This window comes from Amorphoplanes friuliensis DSM 7358, from assembly GCF_000494755.1.
In the GTDB taxonomy this organism is placed as follows: Bacteria; Actinomycetota; Actinomycetes; order Mycobacteriales; family Micromonosporaceae; genus Actinoplanes; species Actinoplanes friuliensis.
On the sequence record NC_022657.1, the window covers coordinates 4,136,409 to 4,154,016 of the forward strand.

At 70.0% G+C, this 17,608-nt stretch carries 12 protein-coding genes; 9 read left to right on the forward strand and 3 right to left on the reverse strand.

Translation table 11 applies throughout. From position 1 onward, the window contains the following. The first annotated feature begins 159 nt into the window (after positions 1–159). Both AFR_RS19055 and AFR_RS19060 read left to right on the forward strand, forming a co-directional pair. Positions 160–687 (forward strand): SigE family RNA polymerase sigma factor, encoded by a 528-nt coding sequence (locus AFR_RS19055; protein ID WP_023362427.1) that lies wholly within the window; start codon positions 160–162, stop codon positions 685–687. Then, a complete protein-coding gene (locus AFR_RS19060) occupies positions 671–1,432 on the forward strand; it encodes a hypothetical protein (RefSeq protein ID WP_023362428.1) in 762 nt (253 codons plus the stop codon). Before AFR_RS19055 ends, AFR_RS19060 begins: the two co-directional genes overlap by 17 nt. Here AFR_RS19060 and AFR_RS48435 read toward each other — a convergent pair. Continuing rightward, positions 1,419–2,996, reverse strand: a complete 1,578-nt coding sequence (locus AFR_RS48435) for a GGDEF domain-containing protein (RefSeq protein ID WP_023362429.1) — start codon at positions 2,994–2,996, stop codon at positions 1,419–1,421. The two genes, AFR_RS19060 and AFR_RS48435, sit on opposite strands and share 14 nt — an antisense overlap. Before the next feature lie 117 nt (positions 2,997–3,113). Beyond that, a complete protein-coding gene (locus AFR_RS19070; RefSeq protein ID WP_052359752.1) occupies positions 3,114–4,451 on the reverse strand; it encodes a cellulase family glycosylhydrolase in 1,338 nt (445 codons plus the stop codon). A gap of 288 nt (positions 4,452–4,739) precedes the next feature. Between AFR_RS19070 and AFR_RS19075 the strand changes: the two genes are divergently transcribed. The 3 genes from AFR_RS19075 to AFR_RS19085 are packed head-to-tail and all read left to right on the forward strand — an operon-like array spanning position 4,740 to position 11,474. Continuing rightward, positions 4,740–7,388, forward strand: a complete 2,649-nt coding sequence (locus AFR_RS19075) for a cellulose binding domain-containing protein (RefSeq protein WP_023362431.1) — start codon at positions 4,740–4,742, stop codon at positions 7,386–7,388. 28 nt (positions 7,389–7,416) lie between these two features. After that, positions 7,417–10,341: a glycoside hydrolase family 48 protein gene (locus tag AFR_RS19080; protein WP_023362432.1), complete on the forward strand. Its 2,925-nt coding sequence runs from the start codon at positions 7,417–7,419 to the stop codon at positions 10,339–10,341. An 11-nt stretch (positions 10,342–10,352) separates the two neighbouring features. Further along, on the forward strand, positions 10,353–11,474 hold the full coding sequence (locus tag AFR_RS19085) for a lytic polysaccharide monooxygenase (RefSeq protein ID WP_023362433.1): 1,122 nt from the start codon (positions 10,353–10,355) through the stop codon (positions 11,472–11,474). 46 nt (positions 11,475–11,520) lie between these two features. Here the strand turns inward: AFR_RS19085 and AFR_RS19090 are convergent, their stop codons facing one another. Continuing rightward, positions 11,521–12,513, reverse strand: coding sequence for a LacI family DNA-binding transcriptional regulator (locus AFR_RS19090; protein ID WP_023362434.1), 993 nt, complete (start codon positions 12,511–12,513; stop codon positions 11,521–11,523). A 344-nt stretch (positions 12,514–12,857) separates the two neighbouring features. On the opposite strand from AFR_RS19090, the gene AFR_RS19095 reads away from it, so the two are divergent. The 4 genes from AFR_RS19095 to yjfF all read left to right on the forward strand — a co-directional run bounded on the left by AFR_RS19095 (position 12,858) and on the right by yjfF (position 17,496). Beyond that, complete coding sequence (locus tag AFR_RS19095; protein ID WP_052359414.1) at positions 12,858–13,865, forward strand: ABC transporter substrate-binding protein; 1,008 nt, start codon at positions 12,858–12,860, stop codon at positions 13,863–13,865. A 69-nt stretch (positions 13,866–13,934) separates the two neighbouring features. Further along, entirely contained in the window at positions 13,935–15,458 is a 1,524-nt protein-coding gene (locus AFR_RS19100) for a sugar ABC transporter ATP-binding protein (RefSeq protein WP_023362436.1), read from the forward strand. After that, on the forward strand, positions 15,455–16,486 hold the full coding sequence (locus AFR_RS19105; protein ID WP_023362437.1) for an ABC transporter permease: 1,032 nt from the start codon (positions 15,455–15,457) through the stop codon (positions 16,484–16,486). Before AFR_RS19100 ends, AFR_RS19105 begins: the two co-directional genes overlap by 4 nt. Then, complete coding sequence (yjfF, locus tag AFR_RS19110) at positions 16,483–17,496, forward strand: galactofuranose ABC transporter, permease protein YjfF (RefSeq protein ID WP_023362438.1); 1,014 nt, start codon at positions 16,483–16,485, stop codon at positions 17,494–17,496. The genes AFR_RS19105 and yjfF overlap by 4 nt, the downstream gene beginning before the upstream one ends. Positions 17,497–17,608: the final 112 nt, after the last annotated feature.

The following is a 17,608-nucleotide window of genomic DNA, read 5'->3' on the forward strand; positions in this document are numbered from 1 at the left end:
GCGGAGAGGCCGTTCCAACAGGACCTCAACCGGCCTCTCCGCGGGTTCCTGAACGGCCGTGGGCCAACAATCTGAACTCCGGCTGCTCCGGTTCCGTATCCCCCCACACAGCCGGGGCAGCCGGCTTCCACCCGCGTACCGGTGACAGGGAAGGACCGTGTGAGGGACACCGATCACGAGCGCGCCTTCCGGCGTTTCTTCGAGCAGCACCACGCGGACCTGTCGCGGCTCGCCTACCTGGTCACGGGCGAGTCCGGCGTGGCCGACGACCTCGCGGCGGACGCGTTCGTCGAGGTCTGGAAGCACTGGGAGCGGGTCGAGGCGGCCGACAGCCCGATCGCGTACGCCCGGGGCATCCTGACCAACCTGGCCCGCCAGTGGATCAAGCAGCGGAGCCGGGAGCGGCTGGGACTGCTGGGGCTCGGCCTGCTGCGCCGGGATCGCAGCGAGCCGGACACCCCGGTCGTCCTGGACGTGCGGGCGGCCCTGCGCCACCTGCCGCTGCGGCGCCGCGAGTGCGTGGTGCTGCGGTACGCGTTCGACGTGCCCGAACGGGAGGTCGCCGAGATCCTCGGCATCTCCGTCGGCGCGGTCAAGAGCCTGACGTCGCGGGGGGCGGCCCAGCTCAGTGAACACCTGATGGATCTGCCGGTCAGGACGGGAGGACTGAGTGCGTCAGCAGGATGAGCGCGACCTCCGCACCGTGCTGCGCGAGGAGGCCGAGAGGCACCGGCCGGACCGGGACGCGATGCGGGACAGGATCGCCCGCGGCCGTGCCGAGGAGACCCGTCGCCCGATGGACCGGGTGCTGAGCCTCATGCGCCCGCTGGCCGCCGCGGCGGCGGTCGCCGTCGTGCTGGGTCTGGGGATCGCCGGGGTCCGCCTCTCCGACCAGGGCGGGATCGACGACAGCACCACCCCGGTCGCCGCGCCGACGACCTTCACGCCGGCCACCCCCGCACCCACGAAGGCGACACCGGCGGCGCCCCGGGCGTCGGCCAGCAGCGGCACCACCACCAGGACCCAGGCGGCGCACCCCGGCAAGGACGGCTTCCTGTCGTCGTCGGGCCGGCTGGACCCGCACTCGAACGACGGCTGGTCGCAGGACAACGTCGTCCTCACGACGACAAGAACGATCACCGAGCTGAAGGTGTCGGTGCACGTCGCCCTGACCGCCGGTGTGGTCGAGACCGGCCGGTGGAGCACCGTGCCGGCCAACCTGCTCAGCATGACCAGCAGCCGCAAGGACGACACGCTGGTCTTCCGCTTCACCCTGGCGAAGGGCGCCAAGCTCGGGCCCGGCAGCTACACCTTCGCCGTGCAGTTCAACCACGCCGCGGGCAAGCGGTCGCCGGCCGGTGACACCTACTCCGCCGAGGCGGCCGCCGGTGACAAGGACGTCCAGGTGACGGGCACGGTCACGACGAAGTGACCGGGTCGCCGCAGACGCGGTCCCGGCCGCCGCGCTTGGCGGCGTACAGGTTGCGGTCGGCGGCGGCCAGGACGGCCGCCGGGGCCGGACCGGGGCCGCGGACCGAGGTGACACCGACACTGCAGGTCACCGGGAGCCCGCCGGTGACCGGTGCCCAGTCGTGGCCCGCGACGGCCAGCCGGATCCGTTCCGCGGCGATCCAGGCGGCGGTCGCGTCCGCGCCCGGCAGCAGGACGACGAACTCCTCGCCGCCGAGCCGCCCGACGACGGCGTCGTCCGGCGCCGTCCCCAGCAACAGGTCCGCGACGTCCCGCAGCACGAGGTCACCGGTCTCGTGCGACCTGGTGTCGTTGACCCGCTTGAAGTGGTCCAGGTCGATCAGGGCGACCGAGAGCCAGCCGCCCCGGACCCCGATCACCCCGAGCGCCACCGGGAGCGCCTCGTCGACGTGGCGGCGGTTGTGCAGACCGGTGAGCGCGTCGCGATGGGCCAGCTCGCGGAACTCGTCGGTGGCCCGGCGCGCCTCCTCGGCCTGGTGGACCGCCTGCAGCGTGCGGGACCGGGCGTCCTGCTGCGCCGAGGTGAGGACCTGCGTCTCGGTGTGGAAGCGGCGGTACTCCTCGAACGCCTCCCGGTAGCGCCCGGCGGCGGCGTGCACGAGGGCCTGCTGCTCCCGGGCCCGTGCCTGGAGCCCCGGCAGGTCGTGCTCCGCACACAAGCGCAGCACGCGGTCGAGGATGGCCTGGGCCCGGCTGTCGTTGCCGAGCTCCCGCTGCGCCTCGGCCGCGGTGAGCATGGCCTCCTCGAGAGCGTTGCCCTCGTCGAGCAGGTGCTTCGGGGCGTCGTCGGTCAGGAACGCGCCGAGGATGACCTCGACGTCGGCGTACCGGCCGGCCAGCATGGCGACGCGGGCGCAGGTGTCCAGGCAGGTGGCGCTCAGCGGCACCCCGGCGCTGCGGGCGGCGAACCGCATCCGTCGCTCGAGGTCCTCCGCGGCCGCCAGGTCACCGCGTACGCAGGCGGTGTAGGTCATGTTGTTGAGCAGCAGCAACGCCAGCTCGGCGTCCCGGTGGACCGTGGCGATCTCGAGGGCCTCGCCGAAGCGGCGCAGGGCCTCGCCGGGGGAGCCGGTCTCGTCGAGCAGCACCGCCAGGCACATCAGGTGCCGGGCCCGGATCGCCGGGACGACGTCGTCGGCGGTGTGCGACATGCACTGCACGGCGTGGGCGAGCGCGGTGGCCAGGTCGCCCAGCTGCCGGAAGAAGATCGAGAGTGCGCGGTGGCAGCGGGCCAGGAGATAGTCGTCGCCCAGCTCGACGGCCTCCGGGTGGACCTGGTGGATCGCACGACCGCCGCCGGCGGTGTCACCCTCGCGGAGCAGCACGACGATCTCCGCGACCCGCGCCCGCAACACCAGATCCGTACGCCCGAGCGCGACCGCCTCCCGCTGGATGCGCCCGGCCGCGATCCTGTCGTCCTGAACCGTCGCGGCGAAGCCGATTTCCAGGGTCAGCAGCTCGTCGGCCAGACGACGGGCGTCCGCCGGCGCGTGCGTCGTGGTCACGATGCTCCCGAGGCTGGGTGGCTCCCCAGGATGTCGGCCCCGGAGAGCGGAACGGGTGCGGCGCGGGTGCGCGGCGGTTGCGGCCCGGCCCGGTGCCGGCCGGGCCGCAACCCGTGCTCAGGCGGCCGAGCAGGTCGCCGTAGGTGCGGTGTTCGTGCCGGTCGAGCTGGCGGTGAAGCCCCAGCTGGTGCCGCCACCGGCGGGTAGGGACCCGTTGTAGTTCAGGCTGCGGGCCGTGATGGCGCTGCCCGACGAGGTGACCGTGGCGTTCCAGGTGTTGGTGAACTGCTGGCCGCTGGGCCACGTCCACGTCACGGTCCACGAGCTGATGGCGGCGCTGCCCGCGGTGACGGTCACGGCGCCTTGGAAGCCGCTGCCCCACGAGCCGGTCATCGCGTACGTGGCGGTGCACTGCTTGCCGGCCGGCGGCGGTGTGGTCGGCGAGGGCGGGGGAGTCGACGGCGAGGTGGGGTCCGTCGGCGGGGTGGTGCCGCCGTAGACGGAGGCCTCCCGAGAGGTCGCCTTGATGCCGTTGGCGCCGTTGAAGAGCCGCTCACCCCACGAGGTCAGCGCGGCGGCGTTGAAGTTGGTGACCAGGTCGAGGTATTCGACGCCGCCGCCGTTGCCGCTCCAGGACCAGCCGAGATAGCCGATGCCCTGCGCCTGGGCGGTGGCCAGGATGGTGTCCTCGTCGGGGTTGCCGTCGGAGTGGTTGTGGCCGAACTCGCCGACCACGATCGGCAGGCCCGCGGTGCGGAACCGGCCCAGGTAGTCGGTGATCTCCGCGGCGGTGTCGAACACGCCGTACATGTGGATCGAGAAGATCGTGTTGCGCTGCGGATCGGCGGCGAACACCGAGGCCGCGTTGTCGCGCATCACGAACTGCCAGTCCTGACCCCAGTTCGGCGCGTCCACCATGATCGAGTGTTCGAATCCGGCGGCGCGCAGCCTGGTGATCGCCGACTTGGTGTCCGCTGTCCAGGCCGCCGCGTTCGTGTTGCCGTACGGCTCGTTGCCGATGTTGAGGATGACGTAGCGCTCCTGACCGGCGAGGGCGCTCTTGATGCTGATCCAGTAGTCGACGGCTTTCGCCAGGGTGGTGGCGGCGCTGTCCTCGCCGTACCCGGTGGTGTCGTGCACCTCCAGGACGCAGATGAGCTTGTTCGCCTTGCAGGTGTTGATGACCGTGGTGACGTTCGCGGCGTCGTTGCGGGTCCAGCGGTCGCCGCTGCTCAGCACCACCCGGACGGTGTTCGCGCCCAGCGCCTTGATGTCGGCGAGCGAGCCGAGCTTGTCGGCGTACCAGGTGTGGGCGTGGTTGACGCCGCGCATGACGAAGTTGTTGCCGTTGGCGTCCAGGATGCGGCCGCCGCTGACGGTGAAACCGGCGGCGGCCTGGGCCGGCTGCGCCGCGACGGTGACCACGGTGGTCACCGCCAGGAAGAGGGCGGCCAGGCCGCCGAAGAGCTTGCGTCGTCTCACGGGGGTCCTCCTCAGGCGGCGCTCACGGCGCCGTTCGGGTGAGTTGAGTGACGGGAGCGCTCCCACAATGGATTGACGGGCATCTTTCTACCTACTCGGTTCAGTTGTGTCAACGAGCCGGAAACTTTCTCGACACATTGATTTGTTTCGAGCTCTTGACAACGAAATCACGACAGGACACATTCATGGGAGCGCTCCCATGAGAGACGTCCGTCGATGGCGCAGTCCCCGGCGTCGTGACGTGTCCGGAGAGGAATCCCCTTGCGACGCCCTTTCATCGTTCTGGCGGCCGCCGCACTGCTCGTCGGTGCGACGACCTATGTGGCCCAGGCGGCCGGCCGTCCTCCGGCCGCCTGGGCCGCAGCCGCCGCCGCCGAGCCGCACACCTGGAAGAACGTGCGCATCGACGGCGGCGGTTTTGTGCCCGGCCTGATCTTCAACCGCACCGAGAAGAACCTGATCTACGCGCGCACCGACATCGGCGGCGCGTACCGCTGGAACCAGGCGGGGCAGAGCTGGGTGCCGTTGCTGGACTGGGTGGGCCAGGACAACTGGGGTTACAACGGGGTGCTGAGCATCGCCACCGACCCCGTCGACACCGACCGGGTCTACGCGGCGGTGGGGATGTACACGAACAGCTGGGACCCGAACAACGGCGCGATCCTGAGGTCCAGCGACCGCGGTGCGACGTGGCAGGTCACCAAGCTGCCCTTCAAGAACGGCGGCAACATGCCGGGCCGCGGCATGGGGGAGCGGCTCGCCGTCGACCCCCACGACAACAGCCGCGTCTACTTCGCCGCCGAGGGTGGCAACGGCCTGTGGCGCAGCACCGACTTCGGGGCGACCTGGGCGAAGGTCACGGCGTTCCCCAACGCCGGCAACTACGTGCAGGACCCGGGTGACACCAACGGCTACCTGAGCCAGAACCAGGGTCTGACCTGGGTGACCTTCGACGACGTCACCCGCGACGTCTACGTCGGCGTGGCCGACAAGGAGAACCCGGTCTACCGCTCCACGGACGGGGGCGCCACCTGGGCACGCATTCCCGGGCAGCCCACGGGCTACCTCGCCCACAAGGGTGTCCTCGACCCCGTCAACCACTACCTCTACACAGCCACCAGCGACACCGGTGGCCCGTACGAGGGTGGCAAGGGTCAGGTCTCGCGGTTCAACACGGTGACCGGGGAGTGGACCGACGTCAGCCCGGTCAAGCTCAGCGCCGGTGACGACCTGTACTTCGGCTATTCCGGCCTGACGGTCGACCGGCAGAAGCCCGGAACGCTGATCGTCGCCACGCAGATCTCCTGGTGGCCGGACGCGATCTTCTTCCGCAGCACCGACAGCGGCGCCACGTGGACGCGGATCTGGGACTTCACCAGTTATCCGAGCGTGTCCAAGCGCTACACCATGGACATCTCGGCGAACCCGTGGCTGGACTTCAACACCAGCCCGCAGCCGCCCGAGTCGACACCGAAGCTCGGCTGGATGAACGAGTCCGTCGAGATCGACCCGTTCGACTCCGACCGGATGCTCTACGGCACCGGTGCCACGGTCTACGGCACGACGCAGCTGACCAACTGGGACCGCAACACACCGTTCACGATCAAGCCGATGGCCAGAGGGCTCGAGGAGACCGCGGTCCTGGACCTCGCCAGCCCGCCCTCGGGTGCGCCGCTGGTCAGCGCGCTCGGCGACATCGGCGGCTTCCACCACGCCGACCTCGACACGGTGCCGGCGACCTTCCACGACACGCCGAGCCTGGGCAGCAACACCGGCCTGGACTTCGCCGAGCTCGACCCCCAGGTGTTCGTCCGCGTGGGCAACGCCGACGCGGCACCGCACATCGGCGTCTCCACCGACGGCGGCAAGAACTGGTACAACGGCCAGGAGCCGGCCGGGGTCACCGGCGGCGGCTCGGTCGCGGTCTCGGCCGACGCCGGCGCGGTCGTCTGGGCCCCGGGCGGCGCCGGTGTGCACTACTCGACCACGCGCGGCAGCTCCTGGACGGCCTCGACGGGACTTCCGGCCGGTGCCAAGGTCGAGAGCGACCGGGTCAACCCCAAGACCTTCTACGGGTACGCGGCGGGCAAGTTCTACGCCAGCACCGACGGGGGCGCCACCTTCACCGCCTCGACCGCCGCGATGCCCTCCACGGGACGGGTCAACTTCCACGCCGTACCCGGAAAGGCCGGGGACGTCTGGCTGGCCGGTGAGACCGGTCTGCTGCACTCGACGAACGCCGGCACCACCTTCACCGCGGTCGCGGGCGTGACGTCGGCGATCAACGTCGCCTTCGGCAAGGCGGCACCCGGCGCGGCCTACCCGGCGGTCTTCCTGGTCGGCACGGTCGAGGGCGTGACGGGGGTCTTCCGGTCCGACACCGGCGGCACCTCCTGGGTCCGGATCAACGACGACGCCCACCAGTACGGCAACGCCGGTGACGCGCTCGCCGGTGACCCGCGGATCTACGGCCGTGTCTACCTCGGCACCAACGGACGCGGCATCCTCTACGCCGACCGTCAGGGCGGAGCGACGCCCCCACCGTCCACCTCGGTGTCCCCGCCGGTGCCGTCGGCGTCGGTCTCCACGCCGGCCCCGGCCACGGGCTGCTCGGCGACCTACAAGATCACCGGATCCTGGCAGGGCGGCTTCCAGGGTGAGGTCAGTGTCCGCAACACCGGCAATGCCGCCACCAAGAGCTGGACCACCGGCTGGGCCTTCACCGCGGGACAGAGCCTGTCCCAGGTGTGGGGGGCCACCGGCGGACAGACCGGCACCACGGTGTCCCTCCGTGACGCCGGCTGGAACGGAGCCCTGGCCCCGAACGCCACGGCCACGATCGGCTTCCTCGCCTCGTGGACCGGCTCCAACCCCGTTCCTGCGCCGATCACCTGTGCGGCCACGTCATGACCCTCCCCACCCCCAGGAAGGACCAGCGATGAGATCCCACTCCCGGAGAACGCGCTACCGACGCGGGCTCGCCGCGTCGGCGGCGGTGCTCCTCGGCGCCGGCCTGGTCGTCGCCGGCTCGTCGCCCGCGCAGGCCGCGGCCGGCTGTACGGTCGTCTACCGCGTCCAGAGCCAGTGGACCGGCGGGTTCACCGGTGACATCGCCATCACCAACTCCGGTGACCCGGTGACCAGCTGGCGTCTCGAGTACGACTTCCCCGACGCGAACCAGAAGGTGACCCAGGGCTGGAGCGGCACGTACGCGCAGAGCGCCCGCCACGTCACGGTCTCGAACGCGGCGTGGAACGGCAACCTCGGCACCGGAGCGTCGGTCAGCACCGGCTTCAACGGTACGTTCACCAGCGCGAACCCGGTCCCCACGGCGTTCACCCTCAACGGCACGCCGTGCAACGGGGCCGCCGCCGCGCCGACCGTGTCGATCAGCAGCCCGGCCGCCAACACGCGGTTCTCGGCGCCCGCGTCGATCCCGATGGCGGCGACCGCCACGGCCGCGAGCGGGTCCACCATCAGCAAGGTCGAGTTCTACCACGACGGCCTGCTGCTCAACACCGACACCACGGCGCCGTACGCGTACACCTGGGCCGGCGTCCCGGCGCAGACCGCGGCGTACCACCTGCAGGCGATCGCGTACGACTCGGCGGGTGTGAAGAGCCCGACGGCTGACGTGCCGGTCTTCGTCGACGCGTCGACCACGCCGGCCGTCATCACCGACGCCACCTCGCTGACGGTGTCGCCGGGCAAGACCGCGACGTTCAAGGTGGCGCTCTCCAAGGCGCCGGCCGAGAACACCACCGTCACGGTCGCGCGGAGCGCCGGTGCCACCACGGTGTCGGCGACGCCCGCGTCGCTGACGTTCACGCCGGCCAACTGGAACACCGCGCAGACGGTGACCGTCGCCGCGGCCACCACGGCCGCGGTCAACTCGACCGCGACCATCACCGCCTCGGCCACCGGCCACACGGCGGCGAGCGTCACCGCGACCGTCCTCGCCGAGGGCAGCGCCGACGCGCGGTTCACCCAGCTCTACAACGACATCAAGAACCCGGCCAACGGCTACTTCAGCCCGGAGGGTGTGCCCTACCACTCGATCGAGACGCTGATCGACGAGGCGCCCGACCACGGTCACGAGACCACGTCCGAGGCGTTCAGCTACTGGCTGTGGCTGGAGGCCGAGCACGGTCAGGTGACCGGCGAGTGGACGCCGTTCAACGCGGCGTGGGCGTCGATGGAGAAGTACATCATCCCGTCGCACGCCGACCAGCCCACCAACGACAAGTACGACGCCTCCAAGCCGGCGACGTACGCCTCCGAGCACCCGCTGCCGTCGCAGTACCCGTCACAGCTGGACCCCAGCGTGTCGGTCGGCACGGACCCGCTCGCCGGTGAGCTGAAGTCCGCGTACGGCACCTCCGACATCTACGGCATGCACTGGCTGATGGACGTCGACAACACGTACGGCTTCGGGCGCTGCGGTGACGGCACCAGCCGGGTCACCTACATCAACACCTTCCAGCGTGGCCCGCAGGAGTCGACGTTCGAGACCGTGCCGCAGCCGGCCTGCGACACGTTCAAGCACGGCGGCCCGAACGGCTACCTCGACCTGTTCACCAAGGACTCGTCGTACGCCAAGCAGTGGAAGTACACCAACGCCCCCGACGCGGACTCCCGTGCCGTGCAGGCGGCGTACTGGGCGCTGCAGTGGGCGACCGCGCAGGGCAAGCAGTCGCAGATCTCCGCCGCGGTGGCCAACGCCGCCAAGATGGGTGACTACCTGCGGTACTCCTTCTACGACAAGTACTTCAAGAACCCGGGCTGCACCTCGACGTCGTGCCCGGCGGGCTCCGGCAAGAGCAGCTCGAACAACCTGATGTCCTGGTACTACGCGTGGGGCGGCGCGACCGACACCCAGGCCGGCTGGGCGTGGCGGATCGGCTCCAGCACGAGCCACTTCGGCTACCAGAACCCGATGGCCGCGTACGTGCTCTCCAACGTCAGCGCGCTGACACCGAAGTCGCCGACGGCCAAGGCCGACTGGCAGGCCAGCCTCAACCGGCAACTGGAGTTCTACCAGTGGCTGCAGTCGTCCGAGGGCGGCATCGCCGGCGGTGCGACCAACAGCTGGGAGGGCGCCTACAAGACGCCGCCGGCCGGCACCCCGACGTTCTACGGCCTGTCGTACGTCGAGGCCCCGGTCTACGAGGACCCGCCGTCGAACCGCTGGTTCGGCATGCAGACCTGGTCGCTGGAACGCCTCGCCGAGTACTACTACACGACCGGTGACGCCAAGGCGAAGTCCGTCCTGGACAAGTGGGTCACCTGGGCGCTGGACAACACCGAGATCGGCGCGTCCAGCTTCGCCATCCCGTCGGACCTGGCGTGGACGGGCAAGCCGGCCACGTGGAACCCGTCGAGCCCGGTGGCCAACACCGGCCTGCACGTCGAGGTCACCAGCAAGGGTCAGGACCTCGGTGTGGCCGGCTCGTACGCCAAGCTGCTCACGTACTACGCGGCGAAGTCCGGTAACGCCCGGGCCAAGACCGCCGCGAAGGGCCTGCTGGACGCGATCTGGGCGTACAAGGACCCGAAGGGTGTCTCGGTGACCGAGACGCGGGCCGACTACAACCGCATGGACGACGTCTACGACGCCGCGACCGGTCAGGGCATCTACATCCCGCCGGGCTGGAGCGGCAAGATGCCGAACGGCGACGTCATCAAGCCGGGGGTGTCCTTCGTGGACATCCGTTCCTTCTACAAGAACGACCCGGACTGGCCGAAGGTCCAGAGCTACCTCGACGGTGGCCCGGCGCCGACGTTCAACTACCACCGTTTCTGGGCCCAGGTCGACGTGGCCACCGGCTACGCGGACTTCGCCCGCCTCTTCCCGAACGGCTGAGAGGAACTGCCATGAGAAAGAGATTCCTGTACGCGGCCGCGGTGCTGCTCGCCACGGGCGTCGGCGTCACCGTCGTCCAGACGGCCGCCGAGGCGCACGGGGCGATGATGGCCCCGGGCAGCCGGACGTACTTCTGCTGGAAGGACGGCCTCTCCGGCACCAACGGCTCGATCGTCCCCAAGAACCCGGCCTGTGCCGCGGCTGTCTCGCAGAGCGGCACGACACCGCTCTACAACTGGTTCGCCGTGCTCCGCTCGGACGGTGGGGGCCGCACGTCGGGCTTCATCCCGGACGGACAGTTGTGCAGCGGCGGCACCGGCGGCCCGTACGACTTCACCGGGTACAACCTGGCCCGCAACGACTGGCCGCAGACCCACCTCACGGCGGGTGCCAGCATGCGGTTCGACTACAACAACTGGGCGAAGCACCCGGGGACGTTCTCGCTCTACATCACCAAGGACAGCTGGAGCCCGACCCGGCCGCTGGCCTGGAGCGACCTCGAGTCGCAGCCGTTCTCACAGGTGGTCAACCCCACCTCGGTGGGCGGCCCGGGCACCAACGACGGCCGGTACTCGTGGACGGCGAACCTGCCGTCGGGCAAGTCCGGCAAGCACCTGATCTACTCGGTCTGGTCCCGGTCGGACAGCCAGGAGACCTTCTACGGCTGCTCGGACGTGACCTTCGACGGTGGCAACGGTGAGGTGACCGGCGTCGGGGACGGCACGATCCCGCCGCCGCCGACCGATCCCACGACACCGCCGCCCAGCGGGCCCACCAGCCCGCCCGCGAGCCCGCCCACCAGCGGGCCGACCACACCGCCGCCGGCGGGCAGCACCGGCTGCTCCGCGATGTACTCGGTCACCGGTGGCTGGGGCGGCGGTTTCCAGGGCGAGGTCATGGTGCACGCGGGTTCCACGGCGGTGAAGAACTGGACGGTGTCGTGGACGTTCCCCGGCAGCCAGACGGTCACGCAACTGTGGAGCGGCAAGTACACCGCGAGCGGTTCCCTGGCGACGGTGAAGAACGAGACGTGGAACGGCGCGATAGCGCCGAACAGCCACACCACCTTCGGGTTCATCGGTACGGGCACCGCGCCCACGACCGTTCAGAACCTGAGCTGCACCGCATCCTGAGGTGAGGTACGGGGTCCGGGAGCGACAGGGCGCTTCCGGGCCCCGTTCACCGTGGGGCAGCGGTGCTGTTCCGCACGACCAGTTCGGGGGAGACGACGACATGAGCCGGGGACTCGGCGTCATCCGGTACGGCCATGTGCTCGAGCAGCAGCGTGAGGCTGCGCCGCCCGAGCTCGGCGAAGTCCTGGCGGACCGTGGTCAGCGGCGGCAGGAAGTACCCCGAGTCGGGCATGTCGTCGAAGCCGACCACGCTGACCTCCTCCGGCACCTTGCGACCGGCCTCGTGCAGCGCCCGCAGCACACCCAGGGCGATCCGGTCGTTGGCGCAGAAGATGGCCGTGACCGAGCGGTCGCGGGCCAGTTCGCGGCCCTGGGAGTAGCCCGACTCGGCGTTCCAGGACTGCGGGACGATCGGCGGAACGGTGGCACCGGCCTCGTTGAGGGTGTCGCGCCAGCCGGTGACGCGCTCCTGGGCCTCGGGCCAGTCCGCCGGACCGGCGACATGGTGAACCGTCCGATGTCCCAGATCGAGCAGGTGCTGCGTGGCGAGCCGGGCCCCGGCCGCGTTGTCTATGCGGACGGTCGGCACCGCGTCGGCCGCGCCGGCGCCACCGACCGCGACACAGTAGAGCCCCGACGGCGCCTGGAGCAGGCCGTTGGTGACTGCGGGCTTGGGGGCGATCGCGATGATGCCGTCCACCGCGTGCTGGCGCAGCCGGTCGACCGCCTCGAGCACCGGCCGCCGGTCCAGATTGCGGACCATCGCGATGCTGACCAGATATCCCGCTGTACGCGCCGCGTCCTCGATGCCGTAGAGCATGGACGCCGGGCCGAACAGGGTGGTCTCGAACCCGATGATGCCCAGCGTGTGCGACTGCCGGGTCACCAGGGTCCGGGCGGCGAGGTTGCGCCGGTAGTCGAGCGACTGCATGGCCTCGAGGACACGATCCCGGGTCTCCTGCCGGACGTTCGGGTGCTCGTTGAGGACCCGCGACACGGTCTGGTGCGATACGCCGGCGAGCTTGGCGACGTCCCGCATCACCGCTACGGGCTTCTTCGGTGCCACGGTGTTTCCCCTTGTCGCCGCGGATTGTCGATCTCAGTGTAGTTCTCGGAAGTTTCCGAACAGTCTCCCGTGACCTTGGGTGTTGCCGCGGTGGCAGGCGGTTTCTCGGTGTCAATCGGCGATCATCTCTTGACGCCGCGTTTGGGAACGGTAACACTCCTGAAACGCACCATGTGACGGGAGCCACTGCATCGAGCAGTATGGCTGTCGTCAGGCTGCTCCGCGCGCTCATGATCTCTTTGCGCCGGTGCCGCCGGGCCCCCCTTCCGTACCAAGATCGACCGGCTCCCCGAAGTTCAGATTGTGAACGCTAACAAATGAGATCCCTGGAGGACGTTGTGCTCAAGAAGTGGTCCGCGGCGGTCCTGGCCGGCGCCCTGGCGCTCGGCGCCCTCGCCGGTTGCGGCGGCGACGACGCCGGTGGTGGCACCGGCAGTGGCGGCGACGACAAGCTCACCCTCGGCTTCTCCCAGGTCGGCGCCGAGAGCGGCTGGCGCACGGCCAACACCAAGTCGATCCAGGAGGCGGCCGCGACGGCCGGGATCGAGCTCAAGTTCTCCGACGCGCAGGGCAAGCAGGAGAACCAGATCAAGGCGATCCGCTCCTTCATCGCCCAGCGCGTCGACGTGATCGCGTTCTCGCCGGTGGTCGAGTCCGGCTGGGACACCGTGCTCAAGGAGGCCAAGGACGCGGAGATCCCGGTGATCCTCACCGACCGCGCCGTCGACTCCAAGGACACCACGCTCTACAAGAGCTTCATCGGCTCCGACTTCGTGCTCGAGGGCAAGAAGGCGGGGGAGTGGCTGGTCAAGGACTACGAGGGCAAGAACGACCCGGTCAACATCGTCGAGCTGCAGGGCACGCCGGGCGCGGCGCCGGCCAACGACCGCAAGGCGGGCTTCGCCGACGTGATCAAGGCCGACCCGAAGTTCAAGGTCGTGGCCTCGCAGACCGGTCAGTTCACCCGGACCGACGGCAAGGAGGTCATGGAGGCCTTCCTCAAGTCCCAGCCGAAGATCGACGTGCTCTACGCGCACAACGACGACATGGGCCTGGGCGCCATCGAGGCGATCGAGGCGGCCGGCAAGAAGCCCGGCACCGACATCAAGATCATCACGGTGGACGCGGTCAAGGACGGCATGACGGCACTCTCCGAGGGCAAGATCAACTACATCGTGGAGTGCAGCCCGCTCCTCGGCCCACAGCTGATGGACCTGGCCAAGAAGGTCAAGGCCGGCGAGACCGTCGAGGCCCGGGTGCTGACCGAGGAGACCACCTTCACCCAGGAGCAGGCCAAGGCCGTCCTGGCGGAGCGCAAGTACTGATTGGCGAGCGTGTGGCGCCGCCCCGGCCGCTGCGCCGGGGCGGCTCCGCCGTCGAGAAGGAGCAGAACCATGGTCGACCCGCCGATCCTGCAGATGACCGGCATCCGTAAGACCTTCCCGGGCGTCGTGGCCCTGGACGGGGTGGACTTCTCCCTGCGCCCGGGCGAGGTGCACGCGCTCATGGGCGAGAACGGCGCCGGCAAGTCCACGCTGATCAAGGTCCTGACCGGGGTGTACGGCATCGACGCCGGCGACATCACGCTCGACGGCGCCCCCGTGCGTTTCGGCGGGCCGCTGCAGGCTCAGCAGGCCGGCATCAGCACGGTCTACCAGGAGGTCAACCTCTGCGCGAACCTCTCGGTCGCCGAGAACATCTTCATCGGCCGGGAGCCCCGCCGCCTGGGCAAGATCCGCTGGGGCGAGATGCGCCGCCGCTCCGCCGCCCTGCTCGCCGATCTCGACCTCCACCTCGACGTGGCCGCGCCGCTGAGCACCTACTCCCTGGCCATCCAGCAAATGGTGGCCATCGCGCGCGCGATCGACATCTCCGCCAAGGTGTTGATCCTGGACGAGCCCACGTCCAGCCTCGACGCCTCCGAGGTGGAACGCCTCTTCGACGTGATGCGCCGGCTCAAGCGCGACGGCGTGGCGATCCTCTTCGTCTCGCACTTCCTCGACCAGGTCTACGAGGTCGCCGACCGGATGACCGTCCTGCGCAACGGCACGCTCGTCGGCGAGTACCTCACCGCCGAGCTCAGCCAGATGCAGCTGGTCACCAAGATGATCGGCAAGGAACTGACCGTCCTCGAACGCCTCGAGGAGGAGCCGCGCACGGTCACCGCCGACGCGCCCCGGGAGCCCATCCTGCAGGCGCACGAGCTCGGCCGGACCGGAGCGATCGCGCCCTTCGACCTGACCGTGCGGGGCGGCGAGATCGTGGGACTGGCCGGACTGCTCGGCTCCGGGCGTACCGAACTGGCCCGGTTGTTGTTCGGCGCGGACCGTCCCGACCACGGCCGGCTGGAGATCGACGGCAAGCCCGTGACCCTGCGGACGCCGCGGACGGCCATGACCCACGGCATCGGGTTCTCCTCGGAGAACCGCCGCACCGAGGGTGTGGTCGGCGAGCTGAGCGTCCGCGAGAACATCATCCTGGCGCTGCAGGCGACCCGCGGCTGGTCCCGGCCGGTGCCACGGCGCAAGCAGGACGAGCTGGTCGCCCGGTACATCAAGACGCTGGGCATCCGGCCGTCCGACCCGGAGACCGCCGTCCGCAACCTCAGCGGCGGCAACCAGCAGAAGGTCCTGCTGGCCCGCTGGCTGATCACCGAACCCCGCCTGCTGATCGTCGACGAGCCCACCCGCGGCATCGACGTCGGCGCCAAGGCCGAGATCCAGCGCCTGCTGGTCGAGCTCGCGGACGGCGGCATGGCCGTGCTGTTCGTCAGCGCCGAGCTGGAGGAGGTGCTGCGGCTCAGCCACAAGATCGAGGTGCTGCGGGACCGCCACCTCGTCGAGGAGCTCGACAACACCGGTGGCGGCGTCGACGCCGACCGGGTGATGCAGGCCATCGCGAGCGGAGTGACCCCATGACCACCCTCACCCGGCACCGGCTCTTCTGGCCGGCCGTCGTTCTTGTCGTGCTGCTCGCCAGCAACGTCTTCTTCGCACCCCGGTTCTTCACGATCACCCTGCAGGACGGCCACCTCTACGGCTCGCTGATCGACGTGCTGCGCTCGGCGACGCCGCTCGCCCTGGTGGCGCTCGGCATGACCGTCGTCATCGCCACCGGCGGCATCGACCTGTCGGTGGGCTCGGTGATGGCGATCGCCGGTGCGGTCGCCTGCCTGATCATCGGCGACCTGCCGAACCAGGGCAGCGTCGGTGGCGTGCTGCTGGCCGTGGGCATCGCGATCGCCCTGGCGGCGGTGCTGGGCGTCTGGAACGGTGTCCTGGTCTCGGTCATCGGCATCCAGCCCATCATCGCGACCCTGATCCTGATGGTCGCCGGTCGTGGCATCGCGCAGCTGCTGACCAGCGGGCAGATCATCAACGTCTCGTCACCGCCGTTCCGGGTGATCGGCGCCGGCTACTTCCTGGCGATACCGGTCTCGGTGATCATCGTCGCGGCCGTGGTCGCCGCGGCGGTGCTGCTGATCCGGCGGTCCGCGCTCGGCGTCCTGATCGAGTCCGTGGGCGCCAGCCCCACCGCCAGCCGCCTCGCCGGCATCCGGGCGCGCGGACTGACGATCATGGCGTACGTGTTCGCCGCGATCTGCGCCGGAGTCGCCGGCCTGATCTTCAGCTCGAACGTGGCCAGCGCCGACAGCAACGCGGCCGGCAACCTCATCGAGCTGGACGCGATCCTCGCCGTGGTCATCGGCGGCACCGCCCTCACCGGCGGCCGCTTCTCGATCGCGGGCAGTGTGCTCGGTGCGGTGCTTATCTCGGCGCTGGACATCACCACGTACACGATCGGTGTCCCGGCCGAGACCACCCTGCTCTTCAAGGCCGTCGTGGTGGTCGTGCTCTGCCTGAGCCAGTCCGCCGCCTTCCGCGCCGCGGTGTTCCGGCGCCGACGCGCCGCCCCCGCCACTCCCGCAGCCGAGGTCCCCGCATGATCGACGTCAGCGCACCGCCTCAGACCACGACGGCTCCCGCCACACCACGCCGGCGCCGCCGGGCCGACCGGCGGCACATCCCGGTCCTGGCCACCCTGGCCCTCCTGGTCACCATGTACGCCATCGGCGTCGCCAACTACGACAACTTCTCCGACACCCAGGTCCTGCTCAACGTCTTCGTCGACAACGCGTTCCTGCTCGTCGTCGCCGCGGGCATGACCTTCGTGATCCTGACCGGCGGCATCGACCTGTCCGTGGGTGCCGTGGTCGCCCTGACCACGGTCGTCGCCGCGACCCTGCTGAACGCGGGCTGGCCGGCGATCGTTGTCCTGCCCCTGGTCCTGCTCATGGGCACGACGCTGGGTCTCGGCATGGGCGCGGTCATCCACTACTTCAAGGTGGAACCGTTCATCGCCACGCTCGCCGGCATGTTCCTCGCCCGCGGCCTGTCGCTGCTCATCAACCGCAACTCCATCCCGATCACCGACCCGTTCTGGACGGGCATGGCCCAGGAACGCATCCGCTTCGGCCCCGGCATCTTCATCTCCACCAGCGTGGTGATCGCCCTGGTGGTGGTCCTCATCGGCGCGTACGTGCTGGCGTACACCCGCTTCGGCCGGACCGTCTACGCGATCGGTGGCAACGCCGACTCGGCGCTGCTGATGGGTCTGCCCGTCGGCCGCACCCGCATCGCCGTCTACACGATCAGCGGCTTCTGCTCGGCCCTCGGCGGGGTGCTCCTGAGCTTCTACATGCTCTCCGGGTACAGCCTGCACGCCCAGGGCATGGAACTCGACGCCATCGCGGCGGTCGTCATCGGCGGCGTGATCCTCACCGGCGGTTCCGGCTACCTCTTCGGCACCGTCCTGGGCGTCCTCGTCCTGGGCCTGATCCAGACCATCATCACCTTCCAGGGCACCCTCAGCTCCTGGTGGACGAAGATCGTGATCGGCATCCTCCTCTTCGCCTTCATCGTCATCCAGCGCCTCGTCACCCGCCGGGCCCGCTGACCCGCTGAGATCGCCGCGCAGCTCGACCAGCCCGGCCTGCGCGGCAATCAGCGACTACGTCAGACCCCTGGGGGAGCTTGGCGGGTGTCCGGCGGACGGACGGGCAGCCCGG

What these genes read in the sequence shown, in the direction of transcription:
- AFR_RS19085 (WP_023362433.1), top strand. Translation starts at nt 10,353, where the DNA reads ATGAGAAAGAGATTCCTGTACGCGGCCGCGGTGCTGCTCGCCACGGGC.
- AFR_RS19105 (WP_023362437.1), top strand. Translation starts at nt 15,455, where the DNA reads ATGACCACCCTCACCCGGCACCGGCTCTTCTGGCCGGCCGTCGTTCTT.
- AFR_RS19080 (WP_023362432.1), top strand. Translation starts at nt 7,417, where the DNA reads ATGAGATCCCACTCCCGGAGAACGCGCTACCGACGCGGGCTCGCCGCG.
- AFR_RS19095 (WP_052359414.1), top strand. Translation starts at nt 12,858, where the DNA reads ATGAGATCCCTGGAGGACGTTGTGCTCAAGAAGTGGTCCGCGGCGGTC.
- AFR_RS19100 (WP_023362436.1), top strand. Translation starts at nt 13,935, where the DNA reads ATGGTCGACCCGCCGATCCTGCAGATGACCGGCATCCGTAAGACCTTC.
- yjfF (WP_023362438.1), top strand. Translation starts at nt 16,483, where the DNA reads ATGATCGACGTCAGCGCACCGCCTCAGACCACGACGGCTCCCGCCACA.
- AFR_RS19090 (WP_023362434.1), bottom strand. Translation starts at nt 12,513, where the DNA reads ATGCGGGACGTCGCCAAGCTCGCCGGCGTATCGCACCAGACCGTGTCG.